The sequence below is a fragment of the Pseudarthrobacter equi genome, assembly GCF_900105535.1.
Lineage (GTDB): Bacteria > Actinomycetota > Actinomycetes > Actinomycetales > Micrococcaceae > Arthrobacter > Arthrobacter equi.
In genome coordinates this window covers 2,522,686-2,548,538 of the sequence record NZ_LT629779.1, presented here as the reverse complement: position 1 = coordinate 2,548,538, position 25,853 = coordinate 2,522,686, and the positions used below count along the sequence as shown (strand labels likewise).

The window sequence follows — 25,853 nt, the reverse complement described above, 5'->3', positions numbered from 1 at the left end:
CTGGTGGGAGCGGTCGGTGCACCGGCCGGCAAGCTAGCTGCCTGTTGGCGCAACTCCCCATTATAGGGCGGGTGGCTGGGTCAGGATCGCAGGGCGGAGCTTGCGAACAGTTCGACGCCGTTCCGCACCGTTTGCAGGCAGGCGGGGTCGGATCCGGTGTCCAGTGCGGGCAGCAGCGGTGTGCGCGCCCGGGGATCGGTACTCCAGGACTGGACGCGGCCGTCGGCCACCTGGACCATCAGCTCTTCGACCTCCCACACGGCAAAGCTTGCCGGTGCTCCCGGTACGAGCTGTCCGGCCATTGGGTCGGAGTACTTGGCGGCCCGCCAGCCGGCACGGGTGTGTCCCAGGAACGCGGCGCGGGCGGAGATGCGCTGCCCGTCGTTGTGGTGTTCCAGGCATGCACGCACGCTCGACCAGGGGCGGAGCGGAGTCACCGGGCTATCACTGCCGAAGCACACGGGCACACCTGCGGAGTACAGGGCCGCGAACTGGTTCATGGACCCGCTCCGCTCCCCCAGGCGCTGGCCATACAGCCCGCCGGGTCCGCCCCACGCAGCATCGAACGCCGGCTGCGCGCTGACGGTCACCGAATATTTGGCCAGCCGGGCTATCGCATCGGCGTCCGTCATTTCCACATGTTCAAGGCGGTGGCCCGCCGCGCGCACACGCTGCTCTCCCACCTGTTCCGCAGCAAGGTCCAGCGCCGCGAGTGCCGTGTCCAGGCCGGCGTCCCCGATCACATGGAATCCGCCCTGGATGCCGGCCAGCGAGCAGGCTGCCAGGTGCGCCGCGGCTTCCTCAACGCCCAGGTACAGGCTGCCCCGCTCTTCGGGGGCGTCGCTGTAGCCGGAGCGCAGGGCTGCGGTGCGTGAACCGATCGAACCATCAATGTTCAGGTCACCAGCCAGGCCGCGGATAGTGAAGCCGAACTGCGAAATGAGGCTGCGTGCCTGTTCCTCGGTTGCTGCCAGCTCGCCCCAGTAGGGCAGGATTTCCGGTTGTGCAGGCAACCCGGGATCGGCGGTGTTCCACGCCGCCGCAAGACGCAGGTCATCCGCGCCGCCAATGTGCGGGGCACCCATTTCGGCAAGGGCCACGTAGCCATTTGCTGCCGCCTCTGCCAGGGCCTTTGCCTGGTATCTCCGAAGGACGTCGGCGGGCAGGCTGCGGGCGGACCGCCTGGCAGCCGTGTGGGCCGCACGCGTGACTTTCGCACCGCCGTCGTACCCCTCTGCGTCCTGCAGGCCGGGCTCCCGCGCCAGGGCACCGGAGACCAGCGCAGAGTGGACGTCCACGCGCGACAGGTAAACGGACCGGCCGCCTGCCGCCCGGTCGAGTTCGTCAGTGGTGGGCAACGTGGCGTCGGTCCATTGCGTCTCATCCCAGCCGTGGCCCAGGACGGGTCCGCTCCCGCCGGCCGCAGCAACGGCGTCCAGGAGTTCACGGGCGGAGTTCACGGATGCAAGCTTCAGGGAGTCCAGGGCAATGCCGGTTTCCGTCAGGTGCGCATGGGAATCCACAAACCCCGGCGTGACAAGGGCGCCCCGCAGGTCGATGATGTCCATCTTTGAATCAGCAATGGAGGACGCCGCCTGCTCGGACCCCACCCAGGCCACTGTATCGCCGTCCACCAACATGGCCGTGGCAAACGGATCGGCCGCCGTGTAGACGGATCCGTTGCGGTAGAGCACTGCCTTGGAACGGGTATTGGACTCTGGACCGGACGTGGTCATTGGCGAAAGGCTCCTCGCATAGGGGCGTGCCGGAACAGCCCCGGCACAATGGGGCGGACGGTGCGTTTACTGGACAGATGAATAGGCCACGACGCCGCGGCGGATCAGGTTGATGGCCTCGCCGCACAGCCGCGCGAGCCGTGGTTCGAGGCCTGGAATCTTGGCGATCTGGTCCAGCAGGTCCACCACCTGCTTGACCCAGCGGACGAAGTCTCCGGCGGCGAGGTCGGTGCCGCTCAGCACATCCTGCAGGTGGCGCCCGCGGGCCCACTTGTAGATGGGCCACACCAGGCCGAGCTCGGGCTCACCGGTGAGCGGCAGCTTGTTCGCTTCTTCGACGTCCTCGAGCGCGGACCATTCCCGGACCACGATGTCTACTGACGTTTCCAGGGAGACGCTGGGCATCCGCGGGCGCAACCCGCGGTCCTCGCGCTTTGCCTGGTAGACGAGCACGCTGGCCAGGGCGGCGACCTCGACGGCGTCGAGGTCGGCGAAGGCGCCAAGGCGGAGCGACTGGGAAATCAGGAGGTCCTTCTCCCCATAGATCCGCCGGAGCCGCTGCCCGTCCGGGCTGATGGCCAGCCGCCCGTCAGTTGAGGCGTCCAGGTATCCGTAGGCGGACAGGACGTCGCAGACCCGGTCAAAAGTCTTGGCAATGGTGTTGGTCCGCCCCTGGATCTGGCGTACCAGGTTGTCTGTTTCGCGCCGCAGCTTCCACCAGCGCTCGGACCAGCGGGCGTGGTCTTCCCGTTCGCTGCACCCGTGGCACGGGTGGGCGCGGAGGGCACGCCGGAGATCGGCGATGCGCTTCTCCTGGTCCGGCATCGCGGTGGCAAGGCCAAAGTCGTTGTTGCGGTTGTGGCCCGGCGCGGGCGGCCGGTTCTCGCGCAAGGCGTTCCTGGCCGAGGACGCCAGATCGCGGCGCGACTTGGGGACCTTGGCGTTGAAGGACTTGGGGATGCGGATCCGGGTAACGGGCGCGATGGGGCCCTCCAGGTCGTCCGTGCCGATCCTGCGCAGCTGGTTATCGAGGGTCAGGACAGCGGGCCTCGGTTCCCTGCTGCTGTGGTCCGAGCTGAGGACGATGGCCGGGCCGGGTGCGCGGCCGCCGGGAACATCCACCACGTCGCCGGGCATGAGGCGGGCCAGGGAGTCGTCGCTCATCGACTTGCGTGCGCGGGTTGTGGTGCGCGACGCAGCGTTTTCCACGTCAGAGAGTTCGCGGCGCAGCCGTGCGTATTCAGTGAAGTCACCGAGATGGCAGGTCATGGACTTGGCGAAGCCGGCAAGGGATTCCTCACGGCTGCGCACCTGCCTGGCCAGGCCCACCACTGACCGGTCGGCCTGGAACTGTGCGAAGGAGGACTCGAGGATTTCCCGGGCCCGGGCGCGGCCAAACTGGGCCAGCAGGTTGATGCTCATGTTGTACGTGGGGCGGAAACTGGAGTTGAGCGGGTAAGTCCGCCTGGAGGCCAGGCCGGCCACCGCTGTTGGGTCCCCTCCCGGCTGCCACAGGACCACGGCGTGGCCCTCGACGTCGATGCCGCGCCGGCCCGCCCGCCCGGTGAGCTGCGTGTACTCGCCGGCAGTGATGTCCACGTGGGCTTCACCGTTGAACTTGTCGAGCTTTTCCAGCACCACCGACCGTGCCGGCATGTTCACACCCAGGGCAAGGGTCTCCGTGGCGAAGACGGCCTTGACCATTCCGTCGGCGAAGAGCTTCTCCACCACTTCCTTGAAGGTGGGCAACATCCCGGCGTGGTGGGCGGCGAAACCGCGGAGCAGGCCGTCGCGCCAGCTCCAGAAGCCGAGGACGTCGAGGTCATCCGGCGGAATGTCACGGCCGGCCTCATCGACGCGTTCGGCGATGATCCGCTGTTCCTTTTCCGTGGTCAGCCACAAACCGGAAGCAACACACTGGGCCACTGCGGCGTCGCAACCGGCCCTGGAAAAGATGAACGTGATGGCGGGCAACAGGTCCATCCGGTCCAGGCTGGCGATGACCTGGGGGCGGCTGGCCCGCCGCACGCCCGTTTGCTCGGCAGGACGTGCCGGCCGGTCGTTGCCCCGGCGGCCGCGCTGCACGCGTCCGGGCCGGCTCCGCAAGCCCTGCTGGCCTTCGTTGCGGGCAACGGTCAGGAGTTCCGGGTTGACGTCGAAGCCGCGGTTGGTGTCTTTGTTCCGGTTTTTGCCGGTGACCGCTTTAGGCTGTTCATCCTCGGCAGCATCCACCGCAGGGGCGATTTCGTCGAAAGTGGTTTCGCCGGCGAACAGGTCCATGATCCGGCGGCCCACCATGACGTGTTGCCAGAGGGGAACCGGCCGGTGTTCGGAGACGATGATGTCCGTGTCGCCGCGGACAGTGTCCAGCCACGCCCCGAACTCCTCTGCGTTGGATACCGTGGCGCTGAGGGAGACCACCTGCACTTCGCTTGGCAGGTGGATGATGACTTCCTCCCACACGGCGCCGCGGAACCTGTCGGCCAGGTAGTGCACTTCATCCATGACCACGTACCCCAGGTCGTCCAGGGTGGCCGAATCGGCGTAAAGCATGTTGCGGAGGACTTCGGTGGTCATGACCACCACCGGGGCCTCGCCGTTGATGCTGGTGTCGCCCGTCAGCAGTCCGACATTCTCGGCCCCGTATTTTTCACCCAGTTCGCTGAATTTCTGGTTGCTGAGCGCCTTGATGGGGGTGGTGTAAAAGGCCTTAAGACCGCGCTTGAGGGCCAGGTAGATGGCGAATTCACCGACGATGGTCTTACCGGCACCCGTCGGTGCGGCCACCAGGACGCCCTTGCCCCCTTCAAGGGACCGGCACGCCTGCCGCTGGAAGTCGTCGAGCTCGAAGTCGAGGGTCTGGATGAAGGCACCGAGGTCCGTGGCGGCCTCCGCGCGCCGCTCCGCGCTGGCCCGGTACCTTTCGGCGGGTGAGAGTTCTTCGACATCGTCACCCGGCCCCGGCGAGAACGGTCCGCTGGTGGTTGGGCCTGTGGAGAACGGCCCGGTATTGGAGGACATATACCAAGCCTAATGGGAGCTTAGAGGTTCCCCAGTTCACTGCTGGGGGTTGCGACGTCTGCGGTGGCCTCGGTTTCGGCAGCCACCTTGGACTCGCGGCGCGCACGGCGTTTGTCATTCATGAGGCAGACACCGATCGCTGCGAAGAAGAGCACCAGCAGCGGACCCGCAAGCATGAACATGGAGATGGCATCGGCGCCAGGCGCGGCGATGGCCGCCAGCACGAACACCAGGAAGACAGTGATGCGCCAGGCTTTGAGGATGGTGCGTCCGGACAGGATGCCGGCCATGTTGATGCCTACCAGTACCACCGGCACCAGGAAAGCTATACCCAGGACCAGGACCATGCGTGTGACGAACTCGATGTAGGTTCGCGCATCAATAACGCTTGAGGAGCCTTCGGGCGTGAACTGTGTCAGGGCATGGACCACCTGGGGTACCACCAGCCAGCCGGCCCAGATTCCGGCCAGGAACAGCGGAACCGCCGCAGCCATGTAGCCCAGCGTGTAGTGGCGCTCCTTCGACGTCAGGCCCGGGGTGATGAAGGCCCACAGCTGGTAGATCCAGATGGGGCTGGAGATGACCACGCCGATGAGGAGCGACATCTGGAGCTTGAAATCGAACGGGGATGCGATGCTGCCGAAGTTGATGGCGGCAAGGCCGCCGGTCTGATCCGAAATACGGTTGACGGGCTCTGCCAGGGCCTTCAGCAGCGGATCGTAAAGTATCCAGCCGCCGATGCCGCCGATGACGACGCCGATCGCCGACTTGATCAGCCGGTTTTTCAGCTCCTTGAGGTGGTCCCAGAGGGACATCCGCCCCTCTGGGTTGGCTTTACGGGCCCGCTTCAGTGCCACTGGGGTTTAGGCGCGGTTCGACGGCGGAACGTCAGTGCCGTCGGTCGGCTCTCCCGGCTTCGCCTTGGGGTGGTTCACGATGGTGCCTTCCACCGGGCCGGAGGCGTCGGTGGACTCGGTTTTGCCGTCGTTCTTCATTTCCTTGACCTCGGACTTGATGATCCGCATGGACTGGCCAAGGCTGCGCGCCATGGCAGGGAGCTTGGGGGCGGCAAAGAGAAGCAATGCGACAACGATGATGATAACGATGGGCCAGGGGCCATCAAAGAGTCTTCCCATGGGAAATCCTTTCCTCTAAAAACATCCTACTTCTATGTGAAGTCGAGATCTGTGAGAGCCTGCGGCTGGCCCCGGTCCTTCTTGCGCTGCACTCGCCGAAGGCGGCGTTCTTCCCGGCGGGAGGACTTGGATGCCTCGTAATCATGTCTCATGTCGGCTGGCGAGGCAAAAATGGCAGAGCCGGCGGCCGGACGCCCCATGCCGGCCTGGTGATCATGGGGATCGACCCCGGGGAGCGGGCCAATGTGGCCCAACTTGTCGCCCGCGGCACCCAGGTCCTTGACTGTGGCCATGAACTTACGGAACAGGCGAACGCCCAGCACGAAATAGAAAAGGAGTGACACGGCAACCAACGCCACCCATAACAGGATCCAGAACCACCAAGGCATGCTGAGAAGTCTAGCCGCCGTACCGGGCCAGGGCGGCTTCCAGCCAGTCCCGGGCCGTGTCAGCAAGCCCGGCAGGTTCGAGAATCCGGACCGCTCCCCCATGCTGGGCCACGAACATGGGCAGCCAGCCGGTGTTTCCGAAGCGTATCTCCGCCACGAGTCCGCCGTCGGGAAGGTCCGCCGTGCGGTCCGCGTAGTAATCCTCTGCCAGGCCCCGGCCCTGCCTGGTGAGCTGCACGGTGACCGTGGTGTCGTCGTCGTTCGGAGTGAAGAGCTTGGCCGGAACACCCTCCGCGGGCGCCCTGTCCCCTGCCACACGGTTCCCGTTCGGGCGGACATCCTGCACCCGGTCCATCCGGAAATTCCGCAGCCCGTTGACCCGGTGGCAGAATGCCTCGAAGTACCAGGTGTTATCCAACGAATAGAGCCGGAGCGGGTCCACGTCGCGCTCGGACACAGCGTCCCGCTGCGGCGACAGGTACGTGAGGTGGAGCTGTGCACCGGAAACGATGGCTTCCCGTACCGTTGCGTGGGTGGTTGCGTCGCCGGGTGCAACTTCCGGACCGGACAGGGAAGCGGCGCGCAGGCCCTCCTCCCCTGCCGCTGCCAGCAGCTTCAGCGTCACCGACTCCAGGGCACCGCCTTCGGCGAGGTCCGGCAGTCCGTTCAGGGTTTCGAGGCCGGTGAGAAGCGCGCAGGCTTCCTCCACGGTAAAGCGAACCGGCTTCTTCAGGTCCAGGTCCTGGGTGATGAAGACGTGGTCGTCCTCCCACTGGATGTCCAGCAGGTCATCGGGGTAGCCCTCGGGCAGGCCCGAGCAGATGAGGATCCGCAGGTCTTCCTCGAGTTCCCCGCGGCTCACCCCGAAGTGTTCCGCGACGTCGTGGATGTGCAGGCCCTGATTGTGGACCAGGAACGGGACCAGTTGGAGCATGCGTTTGAGCTGGTCCTCCGATGTCCCCTTGCGGACTTTCCGTGGCTGCGCGGCCGGGAAAGCATACTCAGGAACAGGTGCTGCACTGAACGCTGCCGCCGCGCGCAGCCTGCGCTCCACCGCCCGGACCAGTTCAGCGGGGGCTACCGGCAGCGCGTCGGGACCGTAGGACGCGAGCTCCTCGGCCAGGACTTCGGGGTCGCGGAAGTCCAGGCTCAAGCGTTCGTGGCCCTCGGCAGGCGCCGGGGCGGCGGTATCCTGGTCCGTTCCGGCGTCTTTTGCCCGGCCCCTCAGCGCCAGCAGGCGTCCTTCCCGGACATCCACGACGGCGGTGCGGAGCGGCAGTTCCGGGAGGCGGGCAAGCTCCAGCCGGATGTTGAAGTCGGCCGGCGGCTTGAAGGATTCTTTCGGCAGCGTCGTCACGGGACCCGTGAAACGCGACAGGCGGAAGTGCCGGGGTTCCCGCCGCGCCCGGTCGTAACCCATCAGGTACCACTGCCCGAAGCGGCTGCCCAGGCCCCATGGTTCAACGGTGCGGACTTCTTCCTTGCCGGTGGTGCCGGCCAGGTAGGGGAAGGTCACTGCGTGCCGGGAGTGCATGGCCGCCACGAGGTCATCGAATGCCTGGCCTGCCGGCCTGATGCGCGGCTGGACGCCCGAGGGAAGTTCGACGTCGGCCATCCGCCCGGACGCCTGGAGCTTGCGGAGCGCGCTCTGGGCAGCGGTGCCGAGGGCTGCACGTTCCCACAGTTGGGAGGCCAGCAGCAGGACCGTCCACTCTTCCGGGCCGAGTTCGACGTCGGGAAGCCGGTTGGATTCCTTGCCGATCCGGTAGCGGGTGGTGGCGGGGTCGTCCTCGCTCCAGCCCAGGTCCGTCAGGGTTTCGACGTCGAAGCCGAACTGGCGCAAATCGTTCTTGTCCCGTTCGAACATCCGGCCAAAGGCGACGTCGTTGCCGGATTCGTCGTGGTAGACCTTTTGCCTCAGTTCGCTGCGGCGAAGCCCGTAACGGGTGTTCAGCAGCGCGATCAGGAGGTTCAGGAGGCGCTCAGTTCGGGATAGGGACACCCTGTGTACGTTACTAAAGTCCTTGCCGGAACGCAGAAAGCGCGGCAGCCCGCGGGACTGATGTCCTGCGTGCTGCCGCGCTTACGACGGCGAAACCGCGCTGTGTGTCTGCGGCCCGGTCTAGCGGACTCCCACCAGGTCCACAACGAAGATCAGGGCCTCGTTGGGGGCAATCGCCCCACCGGCGCCACGGGAACCGTAGGCCAGTTCCGAGGGGATTTCGAGGCGGCGGCGGCCGCCCACCTTCATGCCGAGCAGGCCCTGGTCCCATCCCTGGATGACCTGGCCGACGCCGACCCGGAAGTCCAGCGGGGCGCCGCGGCCCCAGGAGGCGTCAAACTCTTCGCCGGTGGACCAGGCAACGCCCACGTAGTGGGTGGAGACGGTGTCGCCGGCCTTGGCTTCGCGGCCGTCGCCCTCGATGAGGTCGGTGATCACGAGTTCGGTGGGGACATCGCCCTGGGGGAAGTCGATTTCAGGCTTAGTGCGGTCGAACTCCCGCTGTCCAAATGACATGCTTGCTCCTTTGATCTGTGCTGTGGGGGTGTTGGTGTTAATTCCGCGGACTGGCCGCGGCCCGTCTGTAAGTGTGGCTACTTGGCGCCGAGGATGTCCACTACGAAGACAAGATCGCCCTTGGCTTCGCCCTGACCGGCGTCACCGTAGGCCAGGTCCTTGGGGATCACCAGGAGGACACGGGAGCCCACCGTCTTGCCGGCGAGGCCCTGCGTCCAGCCCTTAATGACCTGGTTCAGCCCAAAGCTCGCCGGTTCGCCGCGGTCGAAGCTGGAGTCGAACTTGGTGCCGCCCACCAGGTTGACGCCCACGTAGTTGACCGTCAGGGTGTCAGTCTCCTTGACGGTCGCCCCGGTGCCCTTGATGAGGTCCTGGGAGACCAGCGCGGTGGGGGCTGCGGCGCCTTCAACGTTGATTTCCGGTTTGCCGTCTTTCTCCGTCACGGTGGGCAGGCCTGCCGGCGGGGTTACGGTTTCGCCCTGGGGCTTGTCCAGTGCAGGAGTCGCGTCAGCGGCGGAAAGCACCTTGATGATCAAGAGCTGGGTGGGGCTGGCCGGGGCGCTCGGCGCTGGGGTGGCTCCGGCTGAGGGGCTGGGGCTGGCTGCGGGGGCACTCTTCTGTCCCGGCACGGCAAGTGCAATGCTGGAGCCGACCTTCGCACCCACGAAAGCGTTGTAAATGACGGCGCTGTTGGTCTTGAGGTCGTCGTTGAGTTCGAGGGGTTCGGGCTCGCTGGGGAAGGTGTCTTCCAGGGTGGAGCCGTCTGCACCGTTGAGGGCGAGGACCGAGATGTTGGCGATCTGGTTTGCCTTGACGGTGTCACCGGTACCCTCAGTGACAACCTTGACGGTGGGCTCAGCCACTTCGAACGGCTTGGGGAAGTCCACGCCCGGGGCCTTCTTTTCCCCGTTGTCGGTCAGCTTGAGGGTGTCGAACTTGGCAGTGTCGCCAGCGGACTGGCTGGTGGGTTCCGGCTCTGCGGTGGAACCTCCGCAGGCGGTGAGCAGCAGCAGGCCGGGCAGGAGGATTGCTAGTAGTCGGCGCACGTAAAGAACTTTCGTCGGGGCAGGGTGGACGCGATGTTCCGCATGGCAGCGGACAGCATCGCTGCGGGCACCTTAAAAGGGCCTTATCCAGAATAGCCCGTGAAGCTGGGTGTCAGCCCATAGAGTCCAGGAGGGCATCAACCCGGTCGTCAACACTCCTGAACGGGTCCTTGCACAGGATTGTCTGGTGGGCACGGTCGTTCAGCTTCAGGTGCACCCAGTCCACCGTGTAGTCACGTCCCAGCTCCTGCGCCCGGCGGACAAAGTCGCCACGGAGTTTGGCCCGGGTGGTCTGCGGCGGTGCGTCCACGGCGTCCTTGACTACGGTGTCGTCCACCAGGCGGCGGACGGCTCCACGGGACTGCAGCAGGTAGTACAGGCCCCGGCTCCGCGAGATGTCGTGGTAGGTCAGGTCCAGTTGGGCAATCCGCGGCGCATCCAGGCCCAGCCCGTGGCGTTCGCGGTAGCTGTCCATGAGCTTCTTCTTAATGGCCCAGTCAATTTCGGTGTCAATGCTGCGTGTGTCGCCGCTTTCGATGGCCTTGAGCGTGCGCTCCCACAAGTCCAGGATCAGCGGTACGTGGGGGTTGTGGGCACCATGTTCCCGCACGAACGCGGTGACTTTCGTCAGGTACTCCTGCTGGATTTCCAGTGCTGTCAGTTGGCGGCCGTTGGCCAGCCTGACCAGTGCGCGGCCGCTGAGGTCGTGGGAGATTTCGCGGATGCTGCGGATGGGGTTTTCCATCCGCATGTCCCGCATGATGACGCCGGCTTCGATCATCCGCAGGACCAGGTCGACGGTGCCAACCTTCATCAGGGCGGTGGTCTCCGACATGTTGGAATCGCCCACAATGACATGCAGCCGGCGGTAGAACTCAGCGTCCGCGTGCGGCTCGTCCCGGGTGTTGATGATGGGGCGCGACCGGGTGGTGGCGGAGGATACGCCTTCCCAGATGTGGTCCGCCCGCTGGGAAAAAGCGTAGGTTGCCCCGTGCGGTGTCTTCAGGATCTTCCCGGCCCCGGCGATGAGCTGGCGGGTGACCAGGAACGGGATCAGAATCTCGGCGAGCCGGGAGAACTCACCCCGCCTCGGAATCAGGTAGTTCTCGTGGCTGCCGTAGGAGTTGCCGGCGGAATCGGTGTTGTTCTTGAACAGGTAGACCGTGCCGTTGAAGCCCTCGGCGGCGAGGCGGGCCTGTGCTTCGTCCACGAGGTCGTCCAGGATGAGTTCGCCGGCGCGGTCATGCGCAATGAGCTGGGCAAGATCGTCGCACTCTGCCGTGGCGTACTCGGGGTGGGATCCGACGTCCAGGTAGAGCCGGGAACCGTTTGTGAGGAATACGTTGGACGAACGGCCCCAGCTGACAACCTTGCGGAACAGGTAGCGGGCTACCTCCTCCGGGGCAAGAGGCCTCGAATCGGGGCTTGAATACGAGATTCCGAATTCTGTTTCGATGCCGAAGATTCTCTTGTCCATCTCTCCTCCTACGCCAGCAATGCAGTGATGTCTGCGTCGTTGAGCCTGCGGAAGGCGCGGCGGGCGCCGCGGACTTCCTCTGAGTGCCGGTCAAGGACCGCCACTTCAATCGCGCGTGCCGGGACCGGCTTGGCCGTTTCTTCAGCCTCGGGTGCGGGAGCGAGGCCGTTGAGGGCGAGGCGGACGGCGTCCGGGAAGCCCAGTGACGCCCGCCAGCCCTGGTCAATGGCTGAGGCGACGCGGTCAGCCTGGCCACCCATCACCACGAAGCTGTGTTCGTCCGCGATTGAGCCGTCGAACGTCAGCCGGTACAAATGATCCTCAGCCTGCGTGGCACCAACCTCGGCCACTGCCAGTTCAACTTCGAACGGCTTCTGTTCGGCGGTAAACACGGCGCCAAGGCTTTGGGCGTACACGCTGGCAAGTCCGCGGGCGGTGACATCCTCGCGGTCGTACGAGTAGCCGCGAACGTCCGCATAGCGCACTCCGGCCTGGCGCAGGCTTTCGAACTCGTTATATTTGCCGACGGCGGCGAAGGCGATCTTGTCGTAGATCTCACCGATTTTGTGGAGTGAGGGAGAGGGGTTTTCGGCCACCAGGGCGATGCCGTCTTCGCAGCTGATCACCACCACTGACTTTCCGCGCGCGATGCCCTTCCGTGCGAAGTCCGCACGGTCCTTCATCAGCTGTTCGGGAGAGACATAGAACTGCTGCGTCATATCAGGCCTCCCGTCCGGCAACGGTGCGGGCCTCGATGACGCTCAGTGAGGCCGCGGCGAGTTGTTCCTCTGCCACGCGGCGGGTGCCGGTGCTGTCCACCGTGTACACCACAGGCCAGAGCCTGCGCACGGTATCCGGGCCTCCCGTGGCGGAGTCGTCATCTGCGGCGTCGAATAAAGCCTCGATGGCGACTGAGACGGCTTCCTCTGCGGAGAGGTTGGGGCGCCAAAGTTTCTTGAGGGCTCCACGGGCGAAGACCGACCCGGAACCCACCGTGTGGTGTTCGTGTTCTTCGTACCGGCCCCCGGTGACGTCGTACGAGAACAGCCTGCCGACACCGGCGCTGGTGTCGAAGCCGGCGAAAAGGGGTACTACAGCCAAACCCTGCAGGGCCAGGGGAAGGTTCCCGCGGATCATGGCTCCCAGCCTGTTCGCCTTACCTTCAAGGCTGAGGAGGGTTCCCTCGATTTTTTCGTAATGTTCCAGTTCCACCTGGAACAGCCGCGTCAGGTCAATGGCGATGCCCGCGGTGCCGGCGATGCCCAGGACGGAGTACCGGTCAGCCGGGAACACTTTCTCGATGTGCCTGCTGGCAATGACGTTGCCCATGGTGGCCCGCCGGTCCCCCGCCATCAGCACGCCGCCGCTGTAGCTCATGGCAACGATAGTGGTGGCATGGGGCACCTGGGGCGGGGCGGCAGCCGTAGCGCCGCCCTGCCCTGGGCGGTTGAACGGCAGAAGCTCCGGCCGGTCGCGCTGAAGGTGTTCGGTGAATGACGAGGTGGCGTTCGCGGCTACCTTGTTGGCGGTTGATTCCTGCACTCATGCACTCCTAAAACGTGGTGTTCAACGTCGGTACAGATTCCGGCCGTCCGCGGCTTCCGCCACCATCCGGGGTCCGGGTTACTGGCCGCCCTTTTGGACGAAAGCCCGGACGAATTCCTCGGCGTTCGATTCAAGGACGCCGTCGATTTCGTCGAGCAGGTCGTCCACGCCTTCGGTCGATGCCGAGGCCTGCGCCTCCGGGGGTGCGGGCGGTGCCTCGGGAATGTCTTCGTCGACCTGGCTGTCGCGTGATTGCGGCTGCTGCTGCTCCTGGCCTGCCATTGCTATCCCTTCCCTCTTGTTGCCGGCGGATCCGGCCGATCCACCAATATATGCCCATCCTGCCACGCCCCGGGGCGTCCCGTGCGGTTTATGCCGCAGGCGGAGCGGTGTTGTGTCCCAGCAGTTCACCGAGGAACGGACCGGCCTCGCGGTAGCGCTCAAACAGGGCCCCCGTCAGCGCCTTTGTACCGCGAAGGGGCTCGCGGGTGGGCACCCGCTGCAGCCGCCCGTAGCCCGGGACATCGAAGATGACGGAGTCCCAGCTGGCCCCCACTACATCCTTGCCGAAGCTGCTGATGCACTTGCCGCGGAAGAACGCCCGGGTGTCAGCGGGCGGTTGCCCCACCGCTGCCGAGATGGCGGCGTCCTCCACCACGCGCTGCATCCGGTTCCGTGCCAGCATCCGGTAGTAGAGGCCCTTCTCCGGACGGATATCGGCCCACTGGAGATCCACCAGCCCCAACCGGGCATCATCCCATTCCAGGCCATCACGCTGACGGTAGCCGTCCAGGAGCGAAAGCTTGGCGAGCCATTCCACCGAGGACGCCGCGGCGGCCCGGTTGCTGTCCAACTGCGTGAGGACTTCAGCCCAGCGCTCAAGGACCTCGTGGGTATGGCCGTCACCATCCACGGCGTCGCCCACGCCGGTTTCCTGGGCCAGCTTGGCGGCCGCTTCGTGGTACATCCACTGCAAATCGAGGGCGGTGACCCGGCGGCCGTCCGCCAGGCGCACGGTGGCAGTCAGGGACGTGTCGTGGCTGATTGCCTGCAGCGCCCGCACGGGCTCGTGGACTTCGACCTTCGGTGCCAGCCCGGCCTCAATGAGGCTCAGCACCATTGCCGTGGTTCCGAACTTGAGGTAGTTGGAGACCTGGCTGAGGTTGGCGTCGCCAATGATCACGTGGAGCCGCCGGTACTTGTCCGCCGTGGCGTGCGGTTCATCCCGGGTGTTGATGATCGGCCTGCGGATGGTTGTTTCCAGCCCCACCTCGGCCTCGAAGAAGTCCGCGCGCTGGCTGATCTGGTAACCCGCTGTCGAACTGTCCTGGCCAATGCCCAGGCGTCCGGCGCCGCACACAGCCTGGCGGCTCACGAAGAAGGGCGTCAGTCCCCGGACAATGTCGGCGAAGGGAACCGAGCGTGGCATGAGGTAGTTCTCGTGGGACCCGTAGGACACCGATTTGTTGTCCGTATTGTTCTTGTAAAGATTCACGGGCGGCAGGTCCGGGTCAGCGGCGAGCCGGCGGACCGCTGCGCCACAGCGCACAAGGTCCCCCGCAGCGTCCCATGCCACGGCGTCCCGGGGGTTCGTGACCTCGGGGCTGGAATACTCGGGGTGCGCATGGTCCACGTAGAGGCGTGCCCCGTTGCCGAGGACCATGTTCATCAGGAGGGATCCGGACTCGTCCTGGCCATCGAGGTCCAGGTCCTCCCGGCCGTAGGCCAACGCCACCGCTTCGGCGTCAAGAACGGGTGGCTGGTCAGTGAGCTGGCTGGGATGGGCAGATTCCCGGTCAACGGTCCACCCGCGGGCGTCATGCAGCGGTTCCTCGTCCGTATAGTCCCAGCGGGTTTCCGCTCCGCCCGCCGCGCGTTGCCGGGTGACCTGGGCGTAGGCCTGGACCACCCGGGCACTCATCATGGTGGCGTTGGCCGTGGGTGCAGTCGGAGCGTGGATCCCATATTCGGTTTCTGCGCCCATGACCCGCATGACGCCGCCGGCGGGAAGGCCTCCCCCGCCCGCCGGGTCCGGTGCAGCCGTCACAGATACTGTCCGGTGGTGGGCGTGGTTTCGATGGACTTGCCGGGTTCCTGCCCGGCCTTGCCCTGGACAATCGTCCGGATGTAGGTGATCCGTTCGCCCTTCTTGCCGGAGATCCTTGCCCAGTCATCAGGGTTGGTGGTGTTGGGCATGTCTTCGTGCTCCCGGAACTCATCAACCACTGCACGCAGCAGGTGCTCGATCCGAAGCCCCTTCTGCTGGCTGGTGAGCAGGTCCTTGATGGCGTACTTCTTGGCACGGTCCACCACGTTCTGGACGACGGCGCCGGAGTTGAAGTCCTTGAAGTACAGCATCTCAGTGTCCCCGTTTGCGTAGGTCACTTCGAGGAACTCGTTGGACTTGTCGGTGGAGTACATGGCCTCCACGGTCCGCTGCACCATGGCGTCCACTGTGGCCTGCACGTCGCCGTTGTGCTCGGCAAGGTCAGACTCGTGGAACGGCAGGTCCGGTGTGATGTATTTGTTGAAGATGTCCGCAGCCGCTTCGGCATCGGGTCGGTGGATCTTGACTTTGACGTCCAGGCGGCCGGGCCGGAGGATGGCGGGATCGATCATGTCCTCGCGGTTCGAGGCCCCGATCACGATCACGTTGTCCAGCCGTTCCACGCCGTCGATCTCGCTGAGCAGCTGCGGGACGATGGTGGTCTCGACGTCGGATGAGATGCCTGTGCCCCTGGTCCGGAACAGCGAATCCATCTCGTCGAAAAAGACCACAACGGGGCTGCCGTCCGACGCCTTTTCACGGGCACGGGCGAAGATCAACCGGATGTGGCGCTCCGTTTCGCCCACGTACTTGTCGAGCAGCTCCGGGCCCTTGATGTTCAGGAAGTAGCTTTTCAGGTCCACGTTGCCGGAGCGCTCGGCGGCGCGGGCTGCCAGCGAGTTGGCCACCGCCTTGGCGATCAGGGTCTTGCCGCAGCCCGGGGGGCCGTAGAGGAGGATGCCCTTGGGGGCCTTCAGGCCGTGCTCACGGTAGAGGTCGGGGTGGAGGAACGGCAGCTCCACGGCGTCACGGATTTGTTCGATCTGCGGGCCAAGGCCGCCGATGTCCTCGTAAGTGATGTCCGGAACTTCTTCGAGGACGAGGTTCTCCACCTCTGAGCGGGGCACCTTCTCCAGTGCGTACCCTGTCCGTGAATCGATGGACAGGGCATCGCCCACGCGGAGCTTCTGTGCCAACAGGGCACCCGAGAGCCGGACCACGCGTTCTTCGTCGGCCCGGCCCACCACGAGTGCCCTGTCCGCCCCGAGCATTTCCTTGAGCGTGGCGAGCTCGCCGGCACGTTCGTAGCCCAGGCCCGCCACTATCAGCAGGGCCTCATTCAGCAGGACCTCCTGCCCCACGGCAAGCTGGTTGATGTTCACCAGGGGGCTGAGGCCGACGCGCATCTTCCGGCCTGCGTTGAAGATGTCCGCTGACTCCTCCGTGGCCGCCTGCCCGCTGCTGCCCGGGGCCGGTTGCCGCCGCGGGTTCAGCTGCAGGATGGTGCCGAAGCTGTAAGGTGGCTGCCCCTCCTGGTCCAGCGCGTTCTTAAGGCGGAGGATCTCCGCCTTCGCTGTTTCAAGCATGCTGACCAGCTTGGTGTTGTTCTGCGTTGCCGCAGCCAACTGGCGGTCGATGTGCCTGAGTTTGTCCCGGAGGATGTTGACCTGGCGGTCGGCAACCGAGAGGTCATTGGCGGCAAATTGCTCTGCCGGTGTACGTCCGGAGTCCTGGTTCGGTGTCTCCATGATGCATCAGCCCCTTCCTGCTCTTCTCTTAAGACATTAGTCCCAAGAGGGCAGCTAGGGATGGAGACTCCCGAAATGTGGACTAGTTCGTGACCTCGGGGGTGTCCTTGATGTTGGTCCCGGCAATCGCATCGCGGGCGGCGCGGCGAAGTTTCTTGTCCGACACGGCCCGCTCCCCCACGGCACCGGGGGTCCAGGCGTTGACGTCTTCTTCGTTGAACTCGGTTTTCGAGGGCCGGCGCTTGACGGAGATGCCGGTGACGCCGTCGGCGAGCCGCCGGGTGACCAGCAGGAACCCGGTATGGGCCACCATGCGGTGGTCCGGGCGTACGGCGAGGCCTTCGAGGTGCCAGCCACGGACCATTGATTCCCAGGCGTCCGGTTCGGTGAACCGGCCGTCCGCGCGGATGGCTTCAGCGGTGCGGGACAACTGGGTGACGGTGGCGACGTAGTTGATCCAGACGCCGCCGGGGGCCAGCACGGTGGCAACGGCGTCGAGGCATTCCCAGGGTGCCAGCATGTCCAGGACCACGCGGTCCACGGAGCCGGGGGCTTCGCTGCGGACCACCTCTTCCTGGAAGTCGCCCAGGGAGATCTGCCAGGCCGGGTGCGGGCCGCCGAAGATTGTTTCCACGTTGCCGCGGGCGATGTCCGCGAACTCTTCCCGGCGTTCGAAGGAGTGCAGGTAGCCCTGGTCCCCTACGGCGCGGAGCAGGGAGATGGACAGGGCGCCGGAGCCGACGCCTGCTTCAACGACGCGCGCGCCGGGGAAGATGTCTGCCATGGTGACGATCTGCCCGGCGTCCTTGGGGTAGACGACGGCGGCGCCGCGCGGCATCGACAGGACGAAGTCCGAGAGCAGCGGGCGGAGCGTCTGGTACTGCTGGCCAACGTTGTTCACCACAACGGAGCCGTCCATTTTGCCGATGATCTCGTCGTGGTTCAGGAAGCCCCTGTGGGTGTGGAAGGCCCCGCCGCGTTCAAGGGTGACGGTGTTCATCCGGCCCCGCTCGTCGGTCAGCTGGACGCGTTCGCCTTCACGGAAGGGTCCGCGGCGCCGTGCGGCTCCGACCGGCTGTGAACCGCTGGCTGCGCCACCGGCCCCGGCTGCTGCTGTGGCGTCGTTGACGGCAGTTTCGCTGCTCATGATGTTCCTCACTCCTGTAAACCTGTGGTGCCTGCGCATGGCTGCCTGGTGATTGCGTCGGCGGCATGGCACACCGGCAGGTAACTCTACCGGTTCCGGCCCCTTCGCTGCTCGCGGGAGGGCTGCCCGGGCTCCTAGGCCTGGCGGGTGCGGCGGTTCTTCCCCGTAATGGCGGCGAGGACGGCGTCCTGCGTCAGCAGTCCGGTCACCGCCCCGTTGTGGTCAACCACGGCGTAGTGCTTGCCCTCAACCTGGGCGAGGAACTGGATGAGTTCCTGCCCCTTCGACCATTCCGGGACGTAGGCGCCGGGGGCCAGCGCAAAGGCGACGGCGGTGACGGGAGTGGATCCTGCCGCTGCTTCGGGAACAGAGGCCAGGGCGGCCGGATCAACAACGCCCTGCGGCCGGCCGTCGGGGCCGCAGACAACCACCGACTTGTGGGCCGCCGCGCCGAAGCCCAGGAGGTCCCGGACAGAAGCCGTGGCGGGCACAGCCATGGCCGGCGTGGAAAGTCCCGCGGCAGTTACCAGCGGCAGGCGCGCCCGGAGGGTGCCTTGCTGGATTGACGCCGAGGCTCCCATCCACAGGAAGCTGCACACCAGGACCGTGATTATCACCATCATGAAGTCCGGATCGCTCCCGGCTAACATGGGCCGGAAAATGAACCAGGCCACCAGCGCCACGACGATGATGCGGCCCGCCCAGCCTGCGGCCACCGTGCCCTTCGCCTGGCTGCCGGTCGCTTTCCATACGGCTGACTCGACCAGGCGGCCGCCATCGAGCGGGAGACCGGGGAGGACGTTGAAAGCGCCGATGAGGAAATTAGCCCACATGAAGATGTTGTTGAGGATTCCAACCGCACTGTCCGGCGGCGGGTACGGAAGAAGTAGCCAGCCAGCTCCTGCAAGGACGAAGTTGACCCCCGGTCCGGCCAGGGCAACTATTACGGAACGTCCAGGGGAAGCAGTAAAGCTCTCGAACTGCGTATGTCCGCCCCACAGGTTGAGCACGATCTTCTGTGTCGGCCAGCCGTAGACTCTGGCGCTGAGCGCGTGGGCCAGTTCGTGCACCAGGACCGAAATGAGCAGAAGGACCGAATAGCCGAAAGCGACAATGAAGGCACCGGTCCCAAGATGTGGGTAATTCCGTTGCAGCACCGGCCCGTACACAATGACTGTGAACGCGGCGATGATGAACCACGAGTATGCAAGGACCACCGGCACACCGGCGATCCGGCCCAGGGGAATCCCTTCACGGCGGCCCGGTGCCGCAGCTTCCGGGGTTGCCGGTTCCCGCATGCCGGGTCCTCCGGGCGCCGGCGCCGTCACGGTGTGGTCCCGACGGCGGTTGCCGGCCCGGCAGCAGGGTTTGCCTTGTCCGCGGCGGCGAGGAGTTCCTCGAGGTCTGTGCGGGAACGTCCGGCCAGCGTGTCCCACAGCGTGTAGTGGGAGTGCTCGGGCAACGGGACGATGTGCGGAATGGCCACTGTGGTGACCCCTGACGCAACGGCCGCGGCCACGCCGGGCGCCGAGTCCTCCAGCGCCACGCAGTGTCCAAGGTGCAGGTGCGGGTCCGTCTCCTGAAGCCGTTCGACGGCGGTCAGGTACGCCTCCGGGTGTGGCTTGCCGCGGCTGACGGAATCGCCGGTGACGAGGAACTCGAAATAGGGGCGGGGAAGGCTGTCCACCACCTGGCGGGCCAGCGGACCTTCGGACATGGTCACCAGGGCACACCGGACACCGGCGAGGTGGAGGTCTTCGAGGAGTTCGCGGGCCCCGGGGCGCCACGGCACCTCTTGACGCACGCTGCTGACTACCTCGGCGGTGAGGTGGTCGATGATGTCCCGGATGCTGAGGGCAACGCCGGCCTTCTGCAGGAGTCCGGCGGAGAAGGTCAGGGACTGCCCCACCAGTTGCATGGCCTGTTCGTGGGACCAGGTGCCGCCGTGGGCTTCAACCAGCGCGTGTTCGGCGGCAATCCAGTATGGCTCCGTGTCCACGATGGTTCCGTCCATGTCCCAGAGGACGGCTTTGAGCGGTGATTCGGGGCCTGGAAGTTGCATGTCCCAAGTCTACGGGGACATGCTGGGCGGTCCCTGAGGGCTACGCCCTTGGCGAATACGCGGCTGGTAAGGCCTGTTGTGGCTGGTGGTTGCCGATGTTGCGGCGCTTCATTCCCTGCACGCCCGCACTCCTTGGACGTAGGGTGATGGAATGAATAGCTTCGAGGGAGACACCGCCGATACGGGTGCCGGACCCGAGCGGGAACGGTTCCTGCAGCCAGTTGCCGGGGGGCAGCGAGTCACGGTGATGCTGGCCGCCTTTGAAGGCTGGAACGACGCCGGGGAGGCCGCAAGCGACTCGCTGCGGTACCTCAACAAGCTGTGGGGCGGCAAAAAGGTTGCGTCCATCGACGCCGACGAATATTACGACTTCCAGTTCACCCGGCCCACGGTGCGCAGGAACTCGGCAGGGGAACGGAAGATCAAATGGCCTTCCACCCGTATCTATAAAGCCAGTGCGCCCAATTCCAACGTGGACGTCATCTTTGTCCAGGGCACCGAGCCGTCCTACAAGTGGCGGGCCTACACGGCTGAGCTGCTGGTGCACGCCGAAGCCCTGAACGTGGACTACGTGGTGCTGGTGGGGGCGTTGCTGGCCGACGTGCCACACAGCAGGCCCATACCGGTGAGCACGTCGTCGGATGACGCACCGCTGCGGGAGCGCATGAACCTGGAAGCGTCGCAGTATGAAGGGCCTGTCGGCATCGTCGGCGTCCTGTCGGAAGTGGCACTGCTGGCCGGGCTTCCCACGGTGTCGCTGTGGGCCGCCGTCCCGCACTATGTGGCGCAGGCGCCATCCCCCAAAGCCCAGCTGGCACTCCTGCACCGCATCGAGGAACTGCTCCAGGTGCCGCTGGACACCCACGAACTGGCCGAGGAAGCGGACGCCTGGGAGCGCGGCGTGGACGAACTGGCCACCGAGGACCCGGAGATCGCGGCGTACGTCCGCCAGCTGGAAGAGGCCAAGGACACGGCCGACCTTCCGGAGGCCACCGGCGAATCCATCGCCAGGGAATTCGAGCGTTACCTTAAACGGCGGGGCCAGGACAGACCCTGACCACTGACGAAAGGGGCCCTGCCGGAAATACATTCCGGCAGGGCCCCTTTTCCGTTAATAACGGTGCGTAGAAGCCTAGAGCTGAACCCCGAGGAGGGCGTTGACGGCGTCCCTCACCAAAGCCTGGTCTGAGGCGCTGGCCGGAGCGCCGCCGTCGTTCGCCTGCCGTGCCCAGCGCGACACCGCCGCGACGGCCGCGGGGGCGTCCAGGTCGGCCGCCAAGGCTGCCCGCATCTCTTCCACCAAGGGGGCCGCGGACCCCTGCGGGGCGTGATCCAGTGCGTGGCGCCAGGAGGCCAGGTCTGCCTTGGCTGCGGCGAATCCCTCGTCCGTCCAGGACCAGTCCGACCGGTAATGGTGGGCCAGGATCGCCAGGCGGATGGCAGCGGGTTCCTCCCCTGCTGCACGAAGTTTGGAGACGAGGACCAGGTTGCCCTTGGACTTGCTCATCTTTTCGCCATCCAGGCCCACCATGCCGGCGTGCGCGTAGTGCTTGGCCAGGGGTACCCCGGCCAGCGAATAAGCGTGACCGGCACCCATCTCATGGTGGGGAAAGATCAGGTCCGAGCCGCCGCCCTGGACGGTGAAAGGTGCGGGCAGGTACTTCTGCGCAATCACGGTGCACTCGATGTGCCACCCGGGGCGGCCGTCGCCGAGGCTGGCGCCCGGCCAGCTGGGTTCGCCGTCCCGCGCCACCCGCCAAAGCAAGGGATCCAGCGCCTGTCGCTTGCCGGACCGGCCGGGGTCCCCGCCACGTTCGGCAAAGAGTTCCAGCATTTCGCTTTCGGACAGTCCCGAGATGGAACCAAGGCTCCACGCATCGGGGGCGACGGACTGCTTTCCGGCCGCTTCGACGTCGTAATAGACGTCTCCGTCAGGCTCGCCGTTGGTTCCCGGAACTGTGTAAGCGAGGCCCTGGCTGACCAGCCGTTCCACCTCCGGCACGATGAGGCTGATGGATTCCACCGCTCCCACGTAGTGGTCAGGTGAGAGGACGTTCAGTGCTTCCATGTCGGTCTGGAACAGATCGATTTGGCTCTGCGCGAGTTCACGCCAGTCCACGTTGGTGGCCGTTGCGCGTTCCAGGAGCGGATCATCGACGTCCGTAACATTCTGGACATAGTCCACGTCCTTGCCGGCGTCCCGCCAGGCGCGGTTCAGCAGGTCGAAGGCGACATAGCTGGCCGCATGGCCCATATGGGTGGCGTCATACGGGGTGATGCCGCAGACGTACATCGAAGGCCGGTCCCCGGACTCCAGTACCACCTCGTGGCCTGCTGCGGTGTCGAACAAGCGGATGGCAGGCATGGTGCCGGGCAGGGTTGGAACGGGGCGGGAAGTCCAGGATTTCACAGACCAAGCCTAGTGCTAGGCGCTGATGACGCCGAAACCGAGCAGCAGGTACAGGGCCAGGCCCAGGAAGATCCGGTACCAGACGAACAGCCGGTAACTGCGCGTGGAGACGAACTTCAGGAACCAGCCAATGATGACGTAGCCCACCACGAGAGCGATGACGGTGGCCAACGCCGTCTCGGGCAATCCGTAGGGGCCCGTGATGCCGTCCTTGGATACCACCTTGTAGAGCTGGTACAGGCCGCTGCCAAAGACAGCGGGGATGGCCAGGAGGAAGGAGTACCGGGCGGCCGCTTCGCGGGTGTAGCCCATGAGGAGGCCGGCGGTAATGGTGCCGCCGGAGCGGGAAACACCGGGAATGAGGGCCATCGCCTGGGCAAATCCGTAGAGGATGCCGTGCTTGTAGGTCAGCTGGGTGAGGTCCCTCTCCTGCTTTCCCACGGCGTCGGCCACGGCGAGGATCAGGCCGAAGACGATCAGCATGGTGGCCACGATCCACATGCTGCGCAGCACCGATTCGATCTGGTCCTGGAACAGCAGCCCGAGGACGATGATGGGAAGGCTGCCAAGGATGACCAGCCATCCCATCCGGGCATCCGGGTCCTGCCGGGACACCCTTCCGGCCAACGAACCCGCCCACGCCTTAACGATGCGGACAATGTCCCGCCAGAAATAGACAACGACGGCCGTTTCAGTGCCCAGCTGGGTGATGGCCGTGAATGCTGCCCCGGGGTCTTCCGCGTTGGGCAGGAACTGCCCCACGATCCGCAGGTGCGCGCTTGATGAAATCGGTAGAAATTCGGTCAGTCCCTGCACAAGGCCCAGCAGGGCCGCCTCAAACCAGTTCACGCTAAGACCCTACGGCATGGGCATGCGTGCATCTGCCCGTAAGCTTGCTGCTATGCAGCAGCGTTACGTCGGCAACAGTGGATTGCGGGTTTCAGCCTTATCGCTCGGCACCATGACGTGGGGCGGGGAAACCGACGAACAGGACGCCTCGGAGTTGCTGCGGACCTTCCTGAATTCCGGCGGCCGGCACGTGGACACGGCGGCATCGTATGCCGAGGGCCGGTCCGAGGCGATGCTGGGCTCCCTGCTGGGCGACGTCGTCTCCCGCACCGGGCTGACCATTTCCACGAAGGCGGGAATGACGACGCCGGACGGTCGGCGCGGGATCGACACGTCCAGGAATGCGATGCTCACCGGCCTTGACGCAAGCCTCGCGAGGTTGGGCACCGACTACGTGGACATCTGGTTCGCCGAGGCCTGGGACGGCAACGTTCCGCTGGAGGAGACCCTCTCCGCCCTGGAGTTTGCTGTCCGCAGCGGCCGCGCCCGGTATGCCGGCATCTCGAATTACACCGGATGGCAGGCGGCGAAGGCAGCGGTCCTGGCCGGCTTCCCCCTCGTGGCGGCGCAGGCCGAATACTCCTTTCTGCACCGCGGTCCCGAGGCAGAACTCATACCGGCCGTGGAGGACGCAGGCATGGGCCTGATGGCCTGCGCACCCCTTGGCCGGGGCGTACTCACAGGGAAATACCGGGGCAGCATTCCGTCTGGTTCACGCGGCGCGTCCGCAACAGGGTCCGCGTCCGTCGAGCAGTACCTGGCGGAAAGGCCGTCGCGCACAGTGGAGGCAGTATGCACGGCAGCGAAGGGCCTGGGCCGGACGCCGCAGGACGTGGCGCTGGGCTGGCTGCTGGCGCAACACGGAGTTGCCACCGCGGTGGTGGGTCCCCGGACGCCCGTCCAGCTCAAGGAAATCCTCGAAGCCCAACTGTCTCCGTTACCGCCCGAGATTGCGCGGGCACTGGAAGACGTGTCCGCCGCGTCATAACCTGGGCCGGCCCCCGGGCTACTCCTCGACGATCTCCAGATCCTCGTCGTCCACGTCGCTGTCTTCGTCTTCGTCGTCCTCGTCGTCGAAGACCTGAAGCGGGGTCACTTCGTTGTAGGCCTCGTAGAGGGCGTCTTCATAAACTTCGAAGGCATCTGCCACGGCAAAAAAGGCTGCCTCCACGGAGGGATCACCATCTCCGCGCCGGTTCGATGCTGCTATAAGGTGTTCTTCCAAAGCGGTGGTCAGGGACGAAAGCGCGACACGCGGATCGATGCTCATGACTTCACGTTAGCGGGAAAAGGACGAAAATGGAGAGCAATGAAGGAACAATTTCTCACCAGCTCGGTCCAGCGGGAACGGGACTATTTGAGGCAGTACGAATACCTCGTGCTGACCGTAAGTCCGAACGAGTCCCTGCCTGAGGCGCGCCGCCGCCTGGTGGAACACTCCGAATACGGCAAGTGGGAACTGGAGCGCAGCAAGCTGTACATGGGCGGTGGCCGGCGCTTCTGGCTCCGCCGCCGGGTCATGCAGGTCCAGAGGACCGTCTAGGACACTGCTCCGGACGGGTTAGCCGTCCAGCGGACCCAACCAGGCGTTGGCCACGGTGTTGTGGGCGGATTCGTCGTCGGACGGATGGAACATCCCGGCCAGCACATCGCGGTAGAGCCGCTCCAGCTCGGACCCGCGGAAGTAGCTGGACCCGCCGCTGACCCTGATGGCCAGGTCCACGACGCGCCGGGCGGTTTCCGTGGCGTTCACCTTCAGCCCCACCAGCTTCGGGAACCACTGCGCTCCGTGCTCGGCCAGCGCATCAACATCCGCCGTGACGGATGCCAGCTGCGGATACAGGTTGTCCATCGCCATGGCGGCGTCCGCCACCTTCCAGCGGATGTCCGGATCCTGCGCGTAGCTGCGGCCGCCGTTCTTGAATGACGTGCGGCGTTTGGCGTTTTCCACGCCCAGGGTCAGCGCCCGCTCCCCCAAGCCGGTGTAGACGGCTGCCAGCAACGTCTCGAAGCAGGCGAAGATGGCGAAGATGAGCGGGTCGGCGTTGGGGCCAACAGGCAGCTTCCGGAAGATCCGCTCCGCCGGGACTTCCACACCGTCCAGGACGGTGGTGGCGGACTGGCTGGCCCGCATGCCCAGCGTGTCCCAATCGTCAAGGATGCGGTACCCCTCCGCCTGGCGGGTGATGAAGCCGTGGACCAGCTCCCCCGCGCCGTCCCTTGCCGCTGCGTCCTTGCCGAAGATCCCCAGCCGTGTCCAGGAGGGCGAAAGGCTGGTGAAAATCTTGGTGCCGGTGAACGAGTAACCCCCGCCGGGCAACGGAGCCGCCACGGTCCGGGAATCGAACAGCACCGAGTCATTGCCCGCCTCGGAGTTTCCAAACGCGAAGACCTCGCCCTGGGCTGCCTCGTCCAGGACGATATCCAGGGAGTTGTCGCCGCGGGCTTTCAGGACGTGCGCGACGCCGGTCCACACCAGGTGCATATTTATGGCAAGGGCGGTGGCCGGCGCTGCCGTTGCCAGCCTGCGCTGGCACTGCGCCGCCGCAGCGAGGCCAAGGCCCAGGCCGCCGTCGTCCGCAGGCACGAAGAGCTTGAGGTACCCGGCCTCCGCGAGGTCCCGCAGGTCCTCGTGGAAGAAACCGTTGTTCCTGTCATAGTCCGCGGCCCGCCCGCGGATCTTCTCCAGGAGCGGTTCCGGCAGCACGTCCCCGGGGGTCAT

General features: G+C 65.7%; 24 protein-coding genes. 3 read left to right on the top strand and 21 right to left on the bottom strand.

The window, feature by feature from the left end:
• Positions 1 to 80 precede the first annotated feature (80 nt).
• From BLT71_RS11415 to BLT71_RS11335, 17 genes are all read right to left on the bottom strand, one after another.
• Positions 81 to 1,736 (bottom strand): amidohydrolase, encoded by a 1,656-nt coding sequence (locus BLT71_RS11415; RefSeq protein ID WP_091720283.1) that lies wholly within the window; start codon positions 1,734 to 1,736, stop codon positions 81 to 83.
• Positions 1,737 to 1,802: 66 nt separating this feature from the next.
• Positions 1,803 to 4,757, bottom strand: coding sequence for a DEAD/DEAH box helicase (locus tag BLT71_RS11410; protein ID WP_091720281.1), 2,955 nt, complete (start codon positions 4,755 to 4,757; stop codon positions 1,803 to 1,805).
• Positions 4,758 to 4,777: 20 nt separating this feature from the next.
• Positions 4,778 to 5,572, bottom strand: a complete 795-nt coding sequence (tatC, locus tag BLT71_RS11405) for a twin-arginine translocase subunit TatC (protein ID WP_091720279.1) — start codon at positions 5,570 to 5,572, stop codon at positions 4,778 to 4,780.
• 48 nt (positions 5,573 to 5,620) lie between these two features.
• Entirely contained in the window at positions 5,621 to 5,893 is a 273-nt protein-coding gene (gene tatA / locus BLT71_RS11400) for a Sec-independent protein translocase subunit TatA (protein ID WP_045731378.1), read from the bottom strand.
• 32 nt (positions 5,894 to 5,925) lie between these two features.
• Positions 5,926 to 6,282: a hypothetical protein gene (locus BLT71_RS11395; protein ID WP_091720276.1), complete on the bottom strand. Its 357-nt coding sequence runs from the start codon at positions 6,280 to 6,282 to the stop codon at positions 5,926 to 5,928.
• A gap of 10 nt (positions 6,283 to 6,292) precedes the next feature.
• On the bottom strand, positions 6,293 to 8,284 hold the full coding sequence (locus BLT71_RS11390) for a helix-turn-helix transcriptional regulator (protein WP_091720275.1): 1,992 nt from the start codon (positions 8,282 to 8,284) through the stop codon (positions 6,293 to 6,295).
• Between the two features lie 120 nt (positions 8,285 to 8,404).
• On the bottom strand, positions 8,405 to 8,800 hold the full coding sequence (locus BLT71_RS11385) for an FKBP-type peptidyl-prolyl cis-trans isomerase (protein WP_056079214.1): 396 nt from the start codon (positions 8,798 to 8,800) through the stop codon (positions 8,405 to 8,407).
• 77 nt (positions 8,801 to 8,877) lie between these two features.
• Entirely contained in the window at positions 8,878 to 9,846 is a 969-nt protein-coding gene (locus tag BLT71_RS11380) for an FKBP-type peptidyl-prolyl cis-trans isomerase (protein ID WP_091720272.1), read from the bottom strand.
• A 112-nt stretch (positions 9,847 to 9,958) separates the two neighbouring features.
• The gene (gene pafA, locus BLT71_RS11375; protein WP_091720270.1) at positions 9,959 to 11,323 is read right to left on the bottom strand and encodes a Pup--protein ligase; all 1,365 of its coding nucleotides are present in this window, start codon (positions 11,321 to 11,323) and stop codon (positions 9,959 to 9,961) included.
• Between the two features lie 8 nt (positions 11,324 to 11,331).
• On the bottom strand, positions 11,332 to 12,042 hold the full coding sequence (gene prcA, locus BLT71_RS11370) for a proteasome subunit alpha (RefSeq protein ID WP_091720267.1): 711 nt from the start codon (positions 12,040 to 12,042) through the stop codon (positions 11,332 to 11,334).
• A 1-nt stretch (position 12,043) separates the two neighbouring features.
• A complete protein-coding gene (gene prcB / locus BLT71_RS11365; RefSeq protein WP_091720264.1) occupies positions 12,044 to 12,865 on the bottom strand; it encodes a proteasome subunit beta in 822 nt (273 codons plus the stop codon).
• A gap of 81 nt (positions 12,866 to 12,946) precedes the next feature.
• Positions 12,947 to 13,150 carry a ubiquitin-like protein Pup gene (locus BLT71_RS11360; RefSeq protein WP_015937113.1) on the bottom strand — a complete coding sequence of 68 codons (204 nt, stop codon included), beginning with the start codon at positions 13,148 to 13,150 and terminating at the stop codon, positions 12,947 to 12,949.
• Between the two features lie 88 nt (positions 13,151 to 13,238).
• A complete protein-coding gene (gene dop, locus BLT71_RS11355) occupies positions 13,239 to 14,861 on the bottom strand; it encodes a depupylase/deamidase Dop (RefSeq protein ID WP_172830055.1) in 1,623 nt (540 codons plus the stop codon).
• 50 nt (positions 14,862 to 14,911) lie between these two features.
• Positions 14,912 to 16,663 carry a proteasome ATPase gene (gene arc, locus BLT71_RS11350; protein ID WP_091720258.1) on the bottom strand — a complete coding sequence of 584 codons (1,752 nt, stop codon included), beginning with the start codon at positions 16,661 to 16,663 and terminating at the stop codon, positions 14,912 to 14,914.
• A gap of 82 nt (positions 16,664 to 16,745) precedes the next feature.
• Positions 16,746 to 17,810: a tRNA (adenine-N1)-methyltransferase gene (locus tag BLT71_RS11345; RefSeq protein WP_091720255.1), complete on the bottom strand. Its 1,065-nt coding sequence runs from the start codon at positions 17,808 to 17,810 to the stop codon at positions 16,746 to 16,748.
• 134 nt (positions 17,811 to 17,944) lie between these two features.
• The gene (locus BLT71_RS11340; protein WP_091720252.1) at positions 17,945 to 19,108 is read right to left on the bottom strand and encodes a site-2 protease family protein; all 1,164 of its coding nucleotides are present in this window, start codon (positions 19,106 to 19,108) and stop codon (positions 17,945 to 17,947) included.
• A 26-nt stretch (positions 19,109 to 19,134) separates the two neighbouring features.
• The gene (locus BLT71_RS11335) at positions 19,135 to 19,872 is read right to left on the bottom strand and encodes an HAD family hydrolase (protein WP_091720249.1); all 738 of its coding nucleotides are present in this window, start codon (positions 19,870 to 19,872) and stop codon (positions 19,135 to 19,137) included.
• Between the two features lie 151 nt (positions 19,873 to 20,023).
• Between BLT71_RS11335 and BLT71_RS11330 the strand changes: the two genes are divergently transcribed.
• Positions 20,024 to 20,929 (top strand): PAC2 family protein, encoded by a 906-nt coding sequence (locus tag BLT71_RS11330; protein WP_091720247.1) that lies wholly within the window; start codon positions 20,024 to 20,026, stop codon positions 20,927 to 20,929.
• 75 nt (positions 20,930 to 21,004) lie between these two features.
• On the opposite strand, the gene mshC is transcribed toward BLT71_RS11330, so the two are convergent.
• Complete coding sequence (gene mshC, locus BLT71_RS11325; RefSeq protein WP_091720244.1) at positions 21,005 to 22,282, bottom strand: cysteine--1-D-myo-inosityl 2-amino-2-deoxy-alpha-D-glucopyranoside ligase; 1,278 nt, start codon at positions 22,280 to 22,282, stop codon at positions 21,005 to 21,007.
• Between the two features lie 15 nt (positions 22,283 to 22,297).
• Positions 22,298 to 23,131 (bottom strand): undecaprenyl-diphosphate phosphatase, encoded by an 834-nt coding sequence (locus tag BLT71_RS11320; protein ID WP_091720241.1) that lies wholly within the window; start codon positions 23,129 to 23,131, stop codon positions 22,298 to 22,300.
• Positions 23,132 to 23,183: 52 nt separating this feature from the next.
• On the opposite strand from BLT71_RS11320, the gene BLT71_RS11315 reads away from it, so the two are divergent.
• Positions 23,184 to 24,119: an aldo/keto reductase gene (locus tag BLT71_RS11315; RefSeq protein WP_091720239.1), complete on the top strand. Its 936-nt coding sequence runs from the start codon at positions 23,184 to 23,186 to the stop codon at positions 24,117 to 24,119.
• A gap of 18 nt (positions 24,120 to 24,137) precedes the next feature.
• On the opposite strand, the gene BLT71_RS11310 is transcribed toward BLT71_RS11315, so the two are convergent.
• Positions 24,138 to 24,401 carry a hypothetical protein gene (locus BLT71_RS11310; RefSeq protein WP_015937103.1) on the bottom strand — a complete coding sequence of 88 codons (264 nt, stop codon included), beginning with the start codon at positions 24,399 to 24,401 and terminating at the stop codon, positions 24,138 to 24,140.
• A gap of 39 nt (positions 24,402 to 24,440) precedes the next feature.
• Here BLT71_RS11310 and BLT71_RS11305 point away from each other — a divergent pair, with 39 nt between their 5' ends.
• A complete protein-coding gene (locus tag BLT71_RS11305; RefSeq protein WP_015937102.1) occupies positions 24,441 to 24,674 on the top strand; it encodes a DUF5703 family protein in 234 nt (77 codons plus the stop codon).
• A gap of 18 nt (positions 24,675 to 24,692) precedes the next feature.
• On the opposite strand, the gene BLT71_RS11300 is transcribed toward BLT71_RS11305, so the two are convergent.
• Positions 24,693 to 25,853 (bottom strand): acyl-CoA dehydrogenase family protein, encoded by a 1,161-nt coding sequence (locus BLT71_RS11300; protein WP_091720236.1) that lies wholly within the window; start codon positions 25,851 to 25,853, stop codon positions 24,693 to 24,695.

Coding starts and splice junctions, on each gene's coding strand:
- BLT71_RS11415 (WP_091720283.1), bottom strand. CDS start 1,736: ATGACCACGTCCGGTCCAGAGTCCAATACCCGTTCCAAGGCAGTGCTC.
- BLT71_RS11410 (WP_091720281.1), bottom strand. CDS start 4,757: ATGTCCTCCAATACCGGGCCGTTCTCCACAGGCCCAACCACCAGCGGA.
- tatC (WP_091720279.1), bottom strand. CDS start 5,572: ATGTCCCTCTGGGACCACCTCAAGGAGCTGAAAAACCGGCTGATCAAG.
- tatA (WP_045731378.1), bottom strand. CDS start 5,893: ATGGGAAGACTCTTTGATGGCCCCTGGCCCATCGTTATCATCATCGTT.
- BLT71_RS11395 (WP_091720276.1), bottom strand. CDS start 6,282: ATGCCTTGGTGGTTCTGGATCCTGTTATGGGTGGCGTTGGTTGCCGTG.
- BLT71_RS11385 (WP_056079214.1), bottom strand. CDS start 8,800: ATGTCATTTGGACAGCGGGAGTTCGACCGCACTAAGCCTGAAATCGAC.
- pafA (WP_091720270.1), bottom strand. CDS start 11,323: ATGGACAAGAGAATCTTCGGCATCGAAACAGAATTCGGAATCTCGTAT.
- prcA (WP_091720267.1), bottom strand. CDS start 12,042: ATGACGCAGCAGTTCTATGTCTCTCCCGAACAGCTGATGAAGGACCGT.
- BLT71_RS11360 (WP_015937113.1), bottom strand. CDS start 13,150: ATGGCAGGCCAGGAGCAGCAGCAGCCGCAATCACGCGACAGCCAGGTC.
- dop (WP_172830055.1), bottom strand. CDS start 14,861: ATGCGGGTCATGGGCGCAGAAACCGAATATGGGATCCACGCTCCGACT.
- arc (WP_091720258.1), bottom strand. CDS start 16,663: ATGGAGACACCGAACCAGGACTCCGGACGTACACCGGCAGAGCAATTT.
- BLT71_RS11345 (WP_091720255.1), bottom strand. CDS start 17,810: ATGAGCAGCGAAACTGCCGTCAACGACGCCACAGCAGCAGCCGGGGCC.
- BLT71_RS11340 (WP_091720252.1), bottom strand. CDS start 19,108: ATGCGGGAACCGGCAACCCCGGAAGCTGCGGCACCGGGCCGCCGTGAA.
- BLT71_RS11335 (WP_091720249.1), bottom strand. CDS start 19,872: ATGCAACTTCCAGGCCCCGAATCACCGCTCAAAGCCGTCCTCTGGGAC.
- BLT71_RS11330 (WP_091720247.1), top strand. CDS start 20,024: ATGAATAGCTTCGAGGGAGACACCGCCGATACGGGTGCCGGACCCGAG.
- BLT71_RS11315 (WP_091720239.1), top strand. CDS start 23,184: ATGCAGCAGCGTTACGTCGGCAACAGTGGATTGCGGGTTTCAGCCTTA.
- BLT71_RS11310 (WP_015937103.1), bottom strand. CDS start 24,401: ATGAGCATCGATCCGCGTGTCGCGCTTTCGTCCCTGACCACCGCTTTG.
- BLT71_RS11305 (WP_015937102.1), top strand. CDS start 24,441: ATGAAGGAACAATTTCTCACCAGCTCGGTCCAGCGGGAACGGGACTAT.
- BLT71_RS11300 (WP_091720236.1), bottom strand. CDS start 25,853: ATGACCCCCGGGGACGTGCTGCCGGAACCGCTCCTGGAGAAGATCCGC.